The organism is Paenibacillus sp. JT31N11 (assembly GCF_056269285.1).
In genome coordinates this window covers 110,877-123,820 of the sequence record NZ_JBWDNQ010000015.1, presented here as the reverse complement: position 1 = coordinate 123,820, position 12,944 = coordinate 110,877, and the positions used below count along the sequence as shown (strand labels likewise).

Here is a 12,944-nt window from a genome sequence, read left to right as displayed (position 1 = left end):
GGCTGCCACGCGGCAGCCCTTCGAATTGAGGTTTCGTATTCCTTTAATAAAACGGACAGAGTCCTCTTATATTTTTCGATCTGCAATAGCTCGATAATCGCCTGTCACCGCTAATGGTGTACTCCCGTTCAAATAGTAATGATCTGAAGCTCTCCATGTATGATTGCTTTTATTTTTTCTGCGCATATAGACGTAATTAAAAGGAGATGTGGCGTATATTTTATAGCCCTTTTTCTTACAGCTCCTCAAAAAGTTGACATCCTCTCCCAAGGAGCGGTCCGCAAAACGGACGTTCTTTAACACTTTTCTTTTAAATAAAATCGTTCCTCCCTGCACAAACTCTAAAAATTTAGAAGTCTCAATGGGCGACCTGATGACTAACTTTCTGCTGGCTTCAAGATACACAAGACAAGCGTGCTTTCCGACAATATCGCTTTTTGTGCGGCTGAGCGCATGAACCTGTTCCCTTAAGTAGTACGGAGAGTAATAATCGTCATCGTCAAACTTTGCTATAAACGGGAATCTTGTTTTGATGATCCCACAGTTTAAACACTGGCCTAACGATATTCTCTCGGGGACCTTATACACCGAGACATTGTCATAGGCCCGGGTTCTGCCTCGAAAGTGCTTCAAATTCATGCTGTTTTTATTAAGAATAATGATTAGTTCTTTATCGGGATATATCTGGTTTCGATAATTTGTTAATATATTATCAAAAAATTGCGGGCGATTAGTGCATGTAATAATGGATACTCCACCTGACACCTCTGCTCTTCCCAAATTGTCACCCCTTCCACTCTTCAACATATGAAACCGGCTGAAGCACGGTGTCAGTTTCTCAAGAGGTGCCGCATCCTATGCGATAGGTTGACAAGAATGGGCAGGGGTTTGTTTTATCCATTTTTCTTAACAATAAAATAAATCGGGACTGCCGCGTATACGGCAATCGAAATATACGGAGAGATGAAAGCGATACCTATAGCGGCAATGTAAACAATCAAATGCAGCCAGGTATTCTTGAAAGAGAGCGCATTCCCGCTAGCGTTGAACGGATGACCGGCATTCTTGTTCAGTATATGGTGAAACAGGCCATAATAACTCCCTCCGCAGAGCAGGCCGATTATCCCATACAAAATAGAAGGAAAACGAAGGCTCGGGTATTCACCCATGAGCGCTGTCGGGTATGGGATGAAAGCGATAAACATCAGAAAAATGCCGTTCAGAATAATCGTCTTGCGATCCATGTATTCGGCTCCATGAAACAACTGATGATGAGACATCCACCAAACAATGAGAACCAGAAAACTGATTATATAGCTGAGAACAACGGGCAGATCATGGATAAAATCCTTGGCGAGCACCCAATCCCCTTCGGATGATTCGAGCTTGGGAACTTTAAATTCAAGGATTAGAATGGTCATTACGATGGCTATGACGCCGTCGCTCAGAGCCTCAAGCCGGATCTTGGTCATCGGTCGCTTGCTGCGATAACGTTATAATGCTTCATCTCCAGGATCGCGTTGAAGAAGGGTTTAACCCCTGCAAAAAAATGCTGAAATTCCGGACTCCTGCGAAATCCTTGCATATGCCCCTCCAGCGATTCCCATTCAATTCGGATAATGAAATGATTAGGTTCTTCAACGCCGTTTATTATTTCATAGGACAAACAATGCGGAGAGCGGTTTAAATACGTCCCGGCCTCTGTATAAGCTGTTATGAAATGCTGAGCGGATTCGGGCGCTATGTCATACCGAATGATTTCCACTACCATGGGTATCCCACCTTCATATTATTTATTCTGGCTGCGTTTAATGATCTGTATGGCCTATCGCAGATCAGAAAAGTGCATATCCACATCCAGAATTATAAAAGAGCAGGTCCCAAACATACAATACGGCACATTTTTGTTCGTTGAATGCTGCCTGGGCTGCGGACTATCCGCCGGACGTCCCCATTGTCCTCACTTGCAGGTTGAATTCACGCATACGCTGTTTGCCCCATTCGCACATAAGCTCAAGGATCGGTTCAACATTTTTGCCGTACTCGGTGAGAGAATACTCGACTCTTTTAATCCGCTCCTCAAATACGACCCTCTGAATCAAGCCATCCTCCTCCAGCTCCTTCAATTGAAGGGTCAGCATCCGCTGTGTAATATTCGGCATCCGCTGTTGGAGCTGGCTGTAGCGTAAAGATCGATTGGAAAGATACCGCAGGATGACTGTCTTCCATTTGCCACCCAATACATCTAATGTCACTTCTACCGGACAACCATATACTTTGGTCATGGCAATACCACTCCTCTTCAATGCTTGATAAGATAAGGGAGAGAACAAGATTTTTTATGGCCCGCAGTTTCAACCTCTACAATAGTTTAAAATGAGGTCACATGGTTTTCAACATTTTCCGCTATGTAATTGCCGTCCCGGGATTCGTATGGGAATATAAGGAGAGCGGCGAATCCTGTCCGCTTGCCGATTAACCATCCATCCGGTCCGTGTTATGAAGTCGATCCCCTATTCGAATTTTATAAGGAGATGATTCTGCATGTCCCAGGAAATGCCGCAGGAACCGTCCGCCTCCCAAGTCATTGCACCCAATACCAGGATGATCACGGCTGAGGACTTTACCGCATCCAACCGCACCTCGATTTGGTGGCTGTCCGGAGCCGGATTCCTAATCAACGTCCGCGGAACGCTGATTATGATTGATCCCGTCATTATGATGAAGGACGGCTCCCCTAGCGTGAATGAGCTTGGCCACCGGATGCTGGTGCCTCTGCCGATTGTGGCGGCGGATGTTCCGCATCTGGATGCTGTGCTCTATTCACATATGGATAATGATCACCTGGCGCCGGATACAGCCGCAGCTCTGATTCGAACAGGCGGCATGTACGGAGGTCCCGCCATCGTTGTACGGGAGCTTGCGAGGCTGGGAGTGCCGGCCCATCAAGCCCGGGCTTTCCGTATCGGCGAGACCTTCCGGGTCGGAAATGCCGAAATCGCCCTCACGCGGGCTGACCATGCCTGGCAAATTTCCGATCCGGCAAAATTCGGTCCGCCGTACGGTCCGGAGGACTGCTGCGGCTTCTTGATCAGCAGCCCGGACGGGGTTATCTGGTACACGGGAGATAGCCGTCTACTGCCCGAGCATCTGGAGATGAGCGGAGTCGACCTCCTGCTGCTGGATGTATCGAATGATCCGTATCACTTCGGAATTGAGAATGCCGTTAAATTGGCCAACCATCTTGGCGATGCCGATCTTATCGCGCATCACTACGGTACATATGACGCGCCTGAGGCGCTGCCGTTCAACGGCGATCCGGCCAAGCTGTCTTGCGGCATTACCCGTTCGGAGAGCAGATTCCACATACTCGCGCCCGGAGAACGGTATGATCTGAATACGACGAAGTAAGCTGCCAGAGCCACGACTCTACTGCGAGGCGTGGCTCTTATCAGGGACTTTGGCAGCCGAGCACCATACAATGATCGGGCGATCCTACGGACCGAAGAATAACGTGCCAAAAAACATCATTAAAAAGAAGCTCAAGAAAGCAAAAATATTAAGGCCTATCAAAGTCATGTCCAGGGCAGAGCCTGTTTTTTTATAAGCAAGCCCCGCGCAAACGATCCCGATTGGCGGGAATATGAACGTTGACAATATTCCCAAACCGTCATAGCGCTGATGATAATCTATAAACAATCCATCCACTAGAAACAGGATAATTGCGGCAAGAAAAGTCCCCATTGCCATCGAACGGAAAATTCTCAGCTTCAAAATGTTCAACAATCCCCTCCACCGACATATTCATTTTCTAAAATAGAATATTGATGGGAGTCATGCCATTTCCCTTTATGCCGCATATGCTCCCTGATATGCCCTTCGTATGTCATCCCTATTTTTTGCATCACTTTGGCGGACCCAATGTTATCCGGACGGCAAGTCGCGAATATCCGATGGAGACCGAGCTTGCGGAAACCAAATCCAAGCAGAGCATCAGCAGCTTCTGTTGCAAAGCCATTTCCCCAGAAAAGCGGATTAAAACAATATCCTATCTCCCCTTGTGATGGACTGGACAGGTGGATGCCGCAGCCGCCGATCAGCTGCCTTGTTTCTTTCAAGACTGCCGCTGCTTCAAAATCAAGGCGGGGCATTTGCTTTTGCATTTCCATTACCGTATTCAGATAGCTTTGTGTATCGTCTTTTGAGTTGGGGCCCCATATCATATGCTTGACTACTAATGGGTTCGATGCATAGGCATGTATATCTTCCAAATCCTCGGGCTTAAATTCTCTTATAATCAATCTCCTGGTTTCGAGAATCATTGTAACCCTCCTTCATTTGATCAAAAAAATTTGTGCATACTCGTGTATATATTCTTGCAAATAACTTGATTTCCTGTTTTTATCCAATAAACAATCACATGATGCCGGGTGCAGCAGCCACTCTAAATTTGTTTATTCCGATTGCCCCGGAATGACAAAGCGGATAAACTGGAGTATAGACGCAATAAAGAAAAGGAGACTTCAGAATGAATATACTCAGTCAACTGCTTGAGCCGGTCCCGATTCCGAAGATGGTTCGAATACGGCAGAGATTCGACGGGATGAAGCTCGATGATCCTGCCGGGGAACTGCTCCGAAAGCTTGATGCCTGTCCTGCAATGAGTCAGATTCTACCCGGACAAAGAGTGGCCGTCGCTGTTGGAAGCAGAGGAGTTGCAAATATCGCCGCGTTCACCAAAACAATGGTAGAAGCGATAAAAGCACGGCATGCGCATCCTTTTATCGTACCTTGCATGGGCAGTCATGGCGGAGCCACAGCTGAAGGGCAGAAGGACGTTTTGAAATACCTCGGCATCACAGAATTGTCCGTCGGAGCGCCGATCCTTTCTTCGATGGAGGTCGTTCAGCTGGATGAGCTGGAGAATGGATTGCCTGTTTATGTAGATAAAATCGCGTCCGAAGCGGATGCCATCGTGGTGATGAACAGAGTGAAACCGCATACCGCTTTTCGCGGACCATTTGAAAGCGGAATCATGAAGATGATCTCCATCGGTTTAGGGAAGCAGAAGGGGGCGGAAGCCTGCCACCAGCTGGGCTTTGCGTATATGGCGGAGAATGTTCCGAAAATGGCGAAGCTTATGATGGACAAATTGCCGATCTTGTTCGGAGTGGCCCTGATCGAGAATGCCTACGATGAAACATGCCGGATCGAGGTGCTTGCGGCGGATCAGATTGAAGCGTTGGAGCCGGCTCTCCTGGTTGAAGCGAAACAAAGACTTCCAAAGATCCTGTTCTCGCAGCTGGATGTGCTCGTCATCGATTATATCGGCAAAAATATAAGCGGGGACGGCATGGATCCTAATATTACAGGCAGATACCCTACGCCCTATGCACATGGCGGGCCTGAGGTAAGCAAGATGGTCGTCCTTGATTTGACGCCCGAAACGAAAGGGAATGCGAACGGTGTCGGGACAGCAGACTTTACAACTTCGCGCCTGGTCGAGCAAGCCGACTGGCCAGTCACCTATGCGAATGGCCTGACTTCAACCGTATGCGCCCCAACGAAGATAGCGACCACCCTGCCTAATGACAGGGACGCCATCAAAGCGGCTGTCAAGACCTGCAATATTTTGGATTATACCTCCTGCAGAATGGTGCGCATTCAAGATACGCTTCATCTGGGGGAGATCGAGATTTCCGAAACGCTGCTGGAAGAAGCGCGGAACCATCCGGATATTGAGATTTTAACGGAGGGCTATGAATTGGCGTTTGACGAAAGCGGACATTTGAGGAAATGAGCCCGGCATGCAGCCCCTGATTCTCCAGGCCTTGCACGAATCTGCAGCTTCTTTAAATGAGCGCAATGAGACGACTGAAGCCTTTTTCTGTCGCTCGTTGCGTTTTTTTCATTGATGCATCCGTCAAATATTATTTTAAATTTTACCCACAGCAGCAAAAGTGGCAAGGTAGCCGCTGTCAGTCCAAACCACAGTGCCATCTGAAACCTTGTTTCCTTCAACTGACGGCCAGACTGGAGCCGCAGCGCCGGTCGTACCTGCGGTCGTAACCGTATAAACGCGGCCTCCTGCATTTACTTGATCGCCAAGCGCTTTGACTGTGGCAGCAGTCCATAGAATATTATTAGCGATCCTTGGCAAATCATCCGGCGTACCCGCTCTGGATAAGCACAGCCAATATTCAGGTTCACCCGCAGCCGGATACGCATTTCGGATGACTTGACCCGTAAAGTAAATACCGTACATCGGTATAGTATCTCTTTCCTTATCGGGGTCATATCCAACATACACATTTTCTCTTGCAGGCAACGTGATATTGCTGAATATATTTCTTGCAGAGATGAAATATTTAATTATATTTTTATTATTGTAGAAACCAAGCGTCAATTTCGAAGGACCGGTGTAGACGATATGGCTTCTCTTCAAAGCAAAGGTGAAGAGCGGCGGCAGCCCGGCGAACAAATCGTTCTTGATCAGATACAAGAAGCCGGTATTATTGATTGTAAGTTGGCTGTCTTCTATTTGTACGGTGCCTTTCGATGTATTGAAACTGGTTTGCACAAGCCAGGCCGGCGTATTTAGAATGACCGTACAGTCCTTCAGGCCGGTGTATGGGTATTGACCATTTGTATTGGTATTTCCGATAAACACAATCGTATCGGTAAGCTTGCTTTTGAAAATATTTACTTTTCGTTCTTTCATTGCGAACAGAAGATTGTCAATCTGGCAGGATTCAAACGTACTGTTATAGAAATTCACATTTTCATTGACAGTCAGCTGGTTACGGGTATTTACCCGGATCGTTGTATTTTTGGCGTCCAGACGATTTATTTCATAGGCTTTAAGCGTGATCAGTTTTCTGGCGCCTTTTACTTCCATCGTGCATTCTTCGATATGGTTAATTGTGATCATGGGTGCGCCGGAGAAAGTATCGCTCCACCGGAAGTGGTTGCCCTTGAATACGCATCTGTCATCGTCAGGGTAAGCGAGGTTGACTACGTCCTCGAATGTATTGCCCTCGGCTGTGATATGGTAACCCACGCCATTGTTCAGCAGCAGATTGCCGCCGACGATTGTATTGTCTCTGTATGTTACATGCGCGTTTTGGAAAACCGCAGTCATAAGCCCAAGGGAAGTGCCGCATTTGTAAATGAAGTTGCCGGTTACGACTGCTTTTTTCAGGATGTACAGATTGATAGCTGTACCCAGGCAGTTATAGAACCGGTTGTTTTCTATCGTTGGAAAGTAGGCGCCGCACAAGATGCCATGAAAGCAGTTATACATAATGTTATTGCGGATGAGCGTATTGTCGCCAAACGAATCCTCCTGATTGATGCAGTACCTGGTTGGATCGTTAAATATAGGCTTGCCGTCCAGATACTCGACGCCGATATCGTGAAGGATGTTGTTTTGAATTATCAGATCGTTGCCGCCCGGTGTAATGCCTCCTCTATGGCAGCCAAAGATTTCATTGTCCTCAACCGTACAATGATGCGGCGTCAAACCGAATTTCAGATGAATCTGCATATCCTTGGTTATATTCGTTTCGTTGTAGAATACGAAACGAAACATCGCAGCGCCAGGTACGATTGTGATCGGTTTGTATATCTTTTGGTTGCTGAAACCTCGGATGAAGGCACCAGCAGCATTGTAGTAATAGATACCAACCTCCTTTGCATTGATCGCAGTTGCACGGGTATATCCAAATCCTGCAATAAGAAAAGCCTGATGTGGCGGTATATGTGCAGGTATAGTCAGAAGCTTGCTGACCATGTTTGTAGTTGAAGCCATAAGTGCGCCGGTATTGGGGTTGATATCGCTTACAGACAAGCCTAGTGCAAATTCTACCATCTCTGCTACGCCGGAATTAATGAACGATATCCCGTCGGCCATAAAGTAGCTGATCGTATTTTTACCTACGCTGATATAGCTGGCCCCTTTGCCGATCTGTATGCCGTTTGTCCATTCATTTTTCCGTTCTTCATTAGGAACGGCAAATGACCGGTCGGCTTTGTCTCCAATAATAATCCCTTTAATCAGACTCGTATGTGTGCACTCTTCGATTTTAAAAGCAACGCCAGGTACTTGATTGCTTGGGAAGGCATAGTAATCACGCAGCACACTTCGATCTGCAGTGTCGTAGGGAGACTGCGCTTCGGAATCGTATATTTCCTTGAAGGTAGAACCGTTGAGGTCGACCGTAATATAGCTGTCGGTGATCTTGATTGAATTGGGATAACATAACGCATACTCGCCCTTAGGAACGATAATGTAGCTATATCCCTGATCCGCTGCCCATGCGATAGCATTTGTGAATCCATTCACATTGTTATTCGCTCGGTTATAGTCAGCTGTCACGTAAGGCTTAGATGGTAGTCCAGTAGTGATGTTCCAGAGAGCCAGATCAATAGTATACATCATACTAAAACCTCCTATTGTATTTGAGAGCTTTGTCGTTTTAGCATATTCCGCATCGATAAGAATAGTCTGTGCATGTGAGCAAATTAGATGAATGTCTCACGCCGCGATTCCTCCGTTCTTTCATCAGAACATGAATCCGCGCAGAAAAAACCGTCCGGCTGCCCGGACGGTCCTTGCGTGCATCGACTATCATGTTATCGGATACGATGAGACTACCTATCTATCCAGCCCTCTGTCCGTAAACGGCATGAGCTGGCGCACTTTATCATTGCTCAACCAAACCCCTCCCCAAGTCAAAACAGCAAGGTAGACCGGAAAGAGAATCGTACTAAAAAGCGGGGCGTCCATCCGAATTTGCGTAGCGAGCACTCCGCCATAGTATCCTGTCAGCAGCAGTGCGCCCAGGAATGACGTGCGTGGAACGGCATACAAAATAGTAGAAAGCAGCCCGAGTATTCCAATAACCATAATATGATGCTCGGCATATCCCAGCGTGACTGTCCCTTCCACAACCTGGGCAGGCTTGAACAATTTAAGGATACTGTCGAACAGCATAAATATTATCGTTACCCCGCTCATGATTCGCGCCGTCCAAAGCCGTCCTTTTGAAATGCTGGTAGTCATGATTTATCCCACCTTCTCAAATTTTGGATAAACCCATATTAGCATAAGAGGATAGGCCGGATTTCTTCTGAATTGCTATATTCACTCATTTGTCCTTCGTCTCAAACCACACTCTTCTGAAGTCCACCCAGCCTATCGAGTTGAGATGAACCCCTTTCAGGGATGGATGTACCTGTGTTTTGAGCGGACGATGATACAAATAGAGTACGGCATCATCCAGCTTGAGCATCTGCTCCAGCTCTTTGGAGATCTCGTAACGTGTGGCAGGCGAAGATTCCTCGTACACTCGCTGGACGATACCCTCGATCTGCTGCAAGTTCCCCGGACGCAGGTTTTTATGGAAGCAGCTGTTCCCGGACAGAAATAACTCAATCATCGAAAAGGCCGATTCATCCTCCGTTACGATGGAACCGATGGCCAAATCCTCCTGCTTGATTCCAGCATCCTTCACCATACTATTCTTGGGTGGTTCAATAACATCCAGCTCGACACCCAGAATCCCGCATTCCTCTATAAACCATTGTGTGCTTTCATTGGATAATGCTGCATATACCGTTACTTTTTCTCCCTTGTAGCCGCTATCCGCCAACAGCTTCCGGGCTAACTCAGGGTCATACGCAGCTTCATAACCGGTAATCTCAGGATCCGGAAAGAAGCTTTCCACGGCTTTGGCATCTGTTGAAACCATGATTTCCAGCAGCCTCCTGCGATTCAACCCATGAAACAACGCCCTGCGGAATAACGGATTCTGCTGCGGACCCTCCTTGGATAAATTAAAGGAAATATAATGACAGGAAACAGCGCTGGTCTCAACCTCCAGCCATGCGGACGGGGTCTGCATCCCCAGCTCGCCGCAAAGATAATTGCGCATCTGATAGGAATCCGTATCACGCTTCCCGCTGCTCATATTCCGCTCCGGCGTCCGCCATATCTCTACCCGGTCCAGATGGGCGCGCTTGTCAAAATATTGCTGGTAGGCCTCAAGCACAATCATATTATCGTCATTTTTCACCAGCTTGAAAGGTCCCGTGCCTACCGGCAATCTCGCAAATTGTCTGCCCAGGTCCTGAACGGCATCCCGTGGAACAATGGAGGTGGGGTCAAAGCTTAAATTCCGCAGGAACAAGTGATTGGTTCTGGTCAGAAAGATCCGCAGGACATAGTTATTGACCACTTCAACCCGGGAAATATCGGAGACCAGCCAGCGGAAGGGGGCCTTGATCTCATCGTCATTCAACCGTTCCAGCGTAAACTTCACGTCGTGGGCAGTAAGCTCCCGGCCATGATGAAAATATATCCCTTTGCGGATATAAAATATCCATTCCGTACCTTGTTCATTCTTCCTCCAATAATGCGCGATATGAGGCTCAATGCGGTCGTGAAGCGAATCGTACCGGACCAGACAATCAAAGACATGCTTGACCAGATGCGACTCCACCGCATAGAGCATAAAAATCGGGTCGATATACTGAATCGTTCTATCGTATGGAATCCGCAGTGTTTCCATGACATCCATATTCTTCGTTTCCGTCCGGTAGCCAAAATGGGTATCGAGCCAGTACATGAACTGCTCTTTAACAAAGGGCAAGTGCGCGTATTCATCCAGAAAAGCAAACGCCTGTTTAAGATCCCCTTTTTCCACATACTGCTGTGCGATTTGCAGAACGATCGACTCCTGGGAGACGAGGAAGGTCATTTGCGAGCGATTGCCGCGCCCCCTCCCTGCAACCCAATCAATCCACTGCTGCTCTTCCATTTTACGCAGAATCAAATTCACGTTGCGCCCGGAGCATTCCAATACATCTGTCAGCTCCTGCAGGGTGATTTCGAAGCTCGTTCCCCGCATTTCGTTCAGATGCAATTGCCTTATTTTCAAATACTGCTGCTGCAGAATCATGCCGGTCACCTGCCCTGAATAAAAGATGAAATATATAATTAATACTTTACAATTTTTATTCATCTTTATCCAGCTATAATAAAAAACAAAGGGGATGTGACAAATGAACAACCTGTATGAATATGAAACGAGAATGAATCAAATCAGAGACGATGTGGAAAAAGCAGCGCGCGAGGCTTGGAAAACATCACCTCAAGCGCCGCCTGGCCGGTTGGTTCTTCAGCTGCTCAGAAGCCTGACTCTGTGGCTGCAAAAGCTGTGAGCAGCATCGTACATCTGTTGTCTAGCAGTCAAATTCTACCTTTCCCGTAATTCCCGGTTGAGTCACCAGCGGCCTCTCCACACCCTCGAAGAGGTTGCGGCTCACCGAAACTTCATCCGCATCGATCGCGTGAATGCCAATCGCCGAATTTCGGAATACATTGCCGCTAATCGCAATATGCCGGTTATACGGACCATCGAAGCCGGAGGATTTGATGCCGATGCACCCTTCTGCGCCATATCGCGGATAGAAGCCGCAGTGGTCGAATACGCAATCCTCTATACGGATATGCGTCGCATGGCCTCCCTCGGCATGGGTTGGAAGCTCCGCCCCCAGAAGAATACCCGGGTTCATTGTATTGCGGTATGTACAGCGCTGGATCGTAACATGGTCGTTCCTCACAAGATGGCCTGCACCGGCGATGTTGACAAATTCCGAGTCGGTACATGTGTAGCTGTCAGCCTCCCAGCAGTCTGCCGCACACAGCGTGCCTTCGAGCGCGGATGCGGGAATCTCCTCCTGCAATCGTATACGATACTTATGGCCCCCTTCGGTCTTCTCTTCCAGCGACCAATCCTCAATCACTCTTCGTTCCATATGCGCGCCATCATAAAATTCAATATGGCTGCCAATCTGCAGCGGCGCAAACGTGTACTTGCAGAAGAAAACAGCCTCCAGCGGAGACAGCTTGCGCTCCAGAAGCAGCCAGTTGCTCTGAATATTCTGCCCGTCCATTCTGACGCCTTCCACATACATCCGGTTAATCTCGATATGGCCGCTGCACTTGAACAGCTTCCAGGCATCGCGCGGTGCCGTGAACAAGCGGTTCCCGTCAGGCTTGAAGACCACTCCTTCGGCGCGTATATGCCGGCAGCTTTCCGTCAACATGGCGAAGCCGTTCGCATTCTTGATGCGAAGCCGGCTGAGCTCCAGATTGTCGCACCGGGCGAAGTAAATCTGGAAATCCGTCCGGGCGCCTTGATGCCATGACAAATGCTCGCCAAGCCTCACTTTGGAGGCAACCGATTGGCTGTTCAAGACAAAACTCCGCTCGCCGACCTGCTCCCAATCCGCGTCCGCTCCTCCGCCATAGGTGACGCTCTCGCCGGTCAACGCACCAGTCAGAGGGTCCAGGCGGTTCATGCAGTAGGTGCCCATCCCTTCATGGCAAGGATTCCCTGCGAACACCTCAACCGTAATGGAGGATTCCGAACGGTATGTGACGATTCCCGCAGAAGCAAATTCAGGCTCCCGCGTAAAAGCCAAATGACACAGGCCAAGGGCTTCATTGTCCTCGCACCACAGGATCGACGGCAGATATCCGTTGACGCTCCCGTCATTGTAACCAGCCAGCATGGTGGCCGGCTCGCCGTTATCGCCAATCGCTCCCTGCAGCGTCAAGCCTTTCGCGCCGCTTATCGCAATATGGGTATCCTTCCACAGCTGATGGCCGCTCCCCGCATCATGCACCATCCCTTCGGTCTGGACAACCTCCACCGAGGTGAGCCTGTATGTCCCCGCCTCAAATACGATTAACCCTGCTTCAGCCTCCAGTGCTGCCCGAATCGCTTCCCGAATTCCTTCCGCGCTATCCTGCCCGGATGGCGAGGTGTAATCCTTCACATATATGATTTTATCCGAACTCATACTTTCTCCTTCTTTCTCCCATTAGTCTTGGAGCAGCCTCAGCTCAGCCTGCCGTCTCTTCCACTATAAAGAAA

General features: G+C 48.4%; 13 protein-coding genes. 3 read left to right on the top strand and 10 right to left on the bottom strand.

The features are described 5' to 3' along the window. Positions 1-66 precede the first annotated feature (66 nt). From AC0YNV_RS33065 to AC0YNV_RS33050, 4 genes are all read right to left on the bottom strand, one after another. Entirely contained in the window at positions 67-780 is a 714-nt protein-coding gene (locus AC0YNV_RS33065) for a glycosyltransferase (RefSeq protein WP_475771844.1), read from the bottom strand. Between the two features lie 113 nt (positions 781-893). After that, entirely contained in the window at positions 894-1,472 is a 579-nt protein-coding gene (locus AC0YNV_RS33060) for a TMEM175 family protein (protein WP_475771843.1), read from the bottom strand. After that, a complete protein-coding gene (locus AC0YNV_RS33055; RefSeq protein ID WP_475771842.1) occupies positions 1,469-1,771 on the bottom strand; it encodes an antibiotic biosynthesis monooxygenase family protein in 303 nt (100 codons plus the stop codon). Before AC0YNV_RS33055 ends, AC0YNV_RS33060 begins: the two co-directional genes overlap by 4 nt. A 163-nt stretch (positions 1,772-1,934) precedes the next feature. Continuing rightward, on the bottom strand, positions 1,935-2,285 hold the full coding sequence (locus tag AC0YNV_RS33050) for a winged helix-turn-helix transcriptional regulator (protein WP_475771841.1): 351 nt from the start codon (positions 2,283-2,285) through the stop codon (positions 1,935-1,937). A 259-nt stretch (positions 2,286-2,544) separates the two neighbouring features. On the opposite strand from AC0YNV_RS33050, the gene AC0YNV_RS33045 reads away from it, so the two are divergent. After that, entirely contained in the window at positions 2,545-3,411 is an 867-nt protein-coding gene (locus AC0YNV_RS33045) for an MBL fold metallo-hydrolase (RefSeq protein ID WP_475771840.1), read from the top strand. 84 nt (positions 3,412-3,495) lie between these two features. Here AC0YNV_RS33045 and AC0YNV_RS33040 read toward each other — a convergent pair whose 3' ends face one another. Beyond that, a complete protein-coding gene (locus AC0YNV_RS33040) occupies positions 3,496-3,783 on the bottom strand; it encodes a hypothetical protein (protein ID WP_475771839.1) in 288 nt (95 codons plus the stop codon). Next, positions 3,780-4,322, bottom strand: a complete 543-nt coding sequence (locus tag AC0YNV_RS33035) for a GNAT family N-acetyltransferase (RefSeq protein ID WP_475771838.1) — start codon at positions 4,320-4,322, stop codon at positions 3,780-3,782. Before AC0YNV_RS33035 ends, AC0YNV_RS33040 begins: the two co-directional genes overlap by 4 nt. A 206-nt stretch (positions 4,323-4,528) precedes the next feature. Between AC0YNV_RS33035 and AC0YNV_RS33030 the strand changes: the two genes are divergently transcribed. Then, positions 4,529-5,800, top strand: a complete 1,272-nt coding sequence (locus AC0YNV_RS33030; protein ID WP_475771837.1) for a nickel pincer cofactor-dependent isomerase, group 22 — start codon at positions 4,529-4,531, stop codon at positions 5,798-5,800. 135 nt (positions 5,801-5,935) lie between these two features. Here the strand turns inward: AC0YNV_RS33030 and AC0YNV_RS33025 are convergent, their stop codons facing one another. The 3 genes from AC0YNV_RS33025 to AC0YNV_RS33015 all read right to left on the bottom strand — a co-directional run bounded on the left by AC0YNV_RS33025 (position 5,936) and on the right by AC0YNV_RS33015 (position 10,961). After that, positions 5,936-8,440 carry a right-handed parallel beta-helix repeat-containing protein gene (locus AC0YNV_RS33025; protein ID WP_475771836.1) on the bottom strand — a complete coding sequence of 835 codons (2,505 nt, stop codon included), beginning with the start codon at positions 8,438-8,440 and terminating at the stop codon, positions 5,936-5,938. 216 nt (positions 8,441-8,656) lie between these two features. Then, positions 8,657-9,064, bottom strand: a complete 408-nt coding sequence (locus AC0YNV_RS33020) for a DoxX family protein (protein ID WP_210046523.1) — start codon at positions 9,062-9,064, stop codon at positions 8,657-8,659. Between the two features lie 85 nt (positions 9,065-9,149). After that, positions 9,150-10,961: an ABC transporter substrate-binding protein gene (locus AC0YNV_RS33015; protein ID WP_475771835.1), complete on the bottom strand. Its 1,812-nt coding sequence runs from the start codon at positions 10,959-10,961 to the stop codon at positions 9,150-9,152. A 103-nt stretch (positions 10,962-11,064) separates the two neighbouring features. Between AC0YNV_RS33015 and AC0YNV_RS33010 the strand changes: the two genes are divergently transcribed. Then, positions 11,065-11,223, top strand: coding sequence for a hypothetical protein (locus AC0YNV_RS33010; RefSeq protein ID WP_210046521.1), 159 nt, complete (start codon positions 11,065-11,067; stop codon positions 11,221-11,223). Between the two features lie 21 nt (positions 11,224-11,244). On the opposite strand, the gene AC0YNV_RS33005 is transcribed toward AC0YNV_RS33010, so the two are convergent. Continuing rightward, a complete protein-coding gene (locus tag AC0YNV_RS33005) occupies positions 11,245-12,870 on the bottom strand; it encodes a right-handed parallel beta-helix repeat-containing protein (protein WP_475771834.1) in 1,626 nt (541 codons plus the stop codon). Positions 12,871-12,944: the final 74 nt, after the last annotated feature.

Coding starts and splice junctions, on each gene's coding strand:
- AC0YNV_RS33060 (WP_475771843.1), bottom strand. CDS start 1,472: ATGACCAAGATCCGGCTTGAGGCTCTGAGCGACGGCGTCATAGCCATC.
- AC0YNV_RS33055 (WP_475771842.1), bottom strand. CDS start 1,771: ATGGTAGTGGAAATCATTCGGTATGACATAGCGCCCGAATCCGCTCAG.
- AC0YNV_RS33050 (WP_475771841.1), bottom strand. CDS start 2,285: ATGACCAAAGTATATGGTTGTCCGGTAGAAGTGACATTAGATGTATTG.
- AC0YNV_RS33045 (WP_475771840.1), top strand. CDS start 2,545: ATGTCCCAGGAAATGCCGCAGGAACCGTCCGCCTCCCAAGTCATTGCA.
- AC0YNV_RS33035 (WP_475771838.1), bottom strand. CDS start 4,322: ATGATTCTCGAAACCAGGAGATTGATTATAAGAGAATTTAAGCCCGAG.
- AC0YNV_RS33030 (WP_475771837.1), top strand. CDS start 4,529: ATGAATATACTCAGTCAACTGCTTGAGCCGGTCCCGATTCCGAAGATG.
- AC0YNV_RS33025 (WP_475771836.1), bottom strand. CDS start 8,440: ATGATGTATACTATTGATCTGGCTCTCTGGAACATCACTACTGGACTA.
- AC0YNV_RS33020 (WP_210046523.1), bottom strand. CDS start 9,064: ATGACTACCAGCATTTCAAAAGGACGGCTTTGGACGGCGCGAATCATG.
- AC0YNV_RS33015 (WP_475771835.1), bottom strand. CDS start 10,961: ATGATTCTGCAGCAGCAGTATTTGAAAATAAGGCAATTGCATCTGAAC.
- AC0YNV_RS33010 (WP_210046521.1), top strand. CDS start 11,065: ATGAACAACCTGTATGAATATGAAACGAGAATGAATCAAATCAGAGAC.
- AC0YNV_RS33005 (WP_475771834.1), bottom strand. CDS start 12,870: ATGAGTTCGGATAAAATCATATATGTGAAGGATTACACCTCGCCATCC.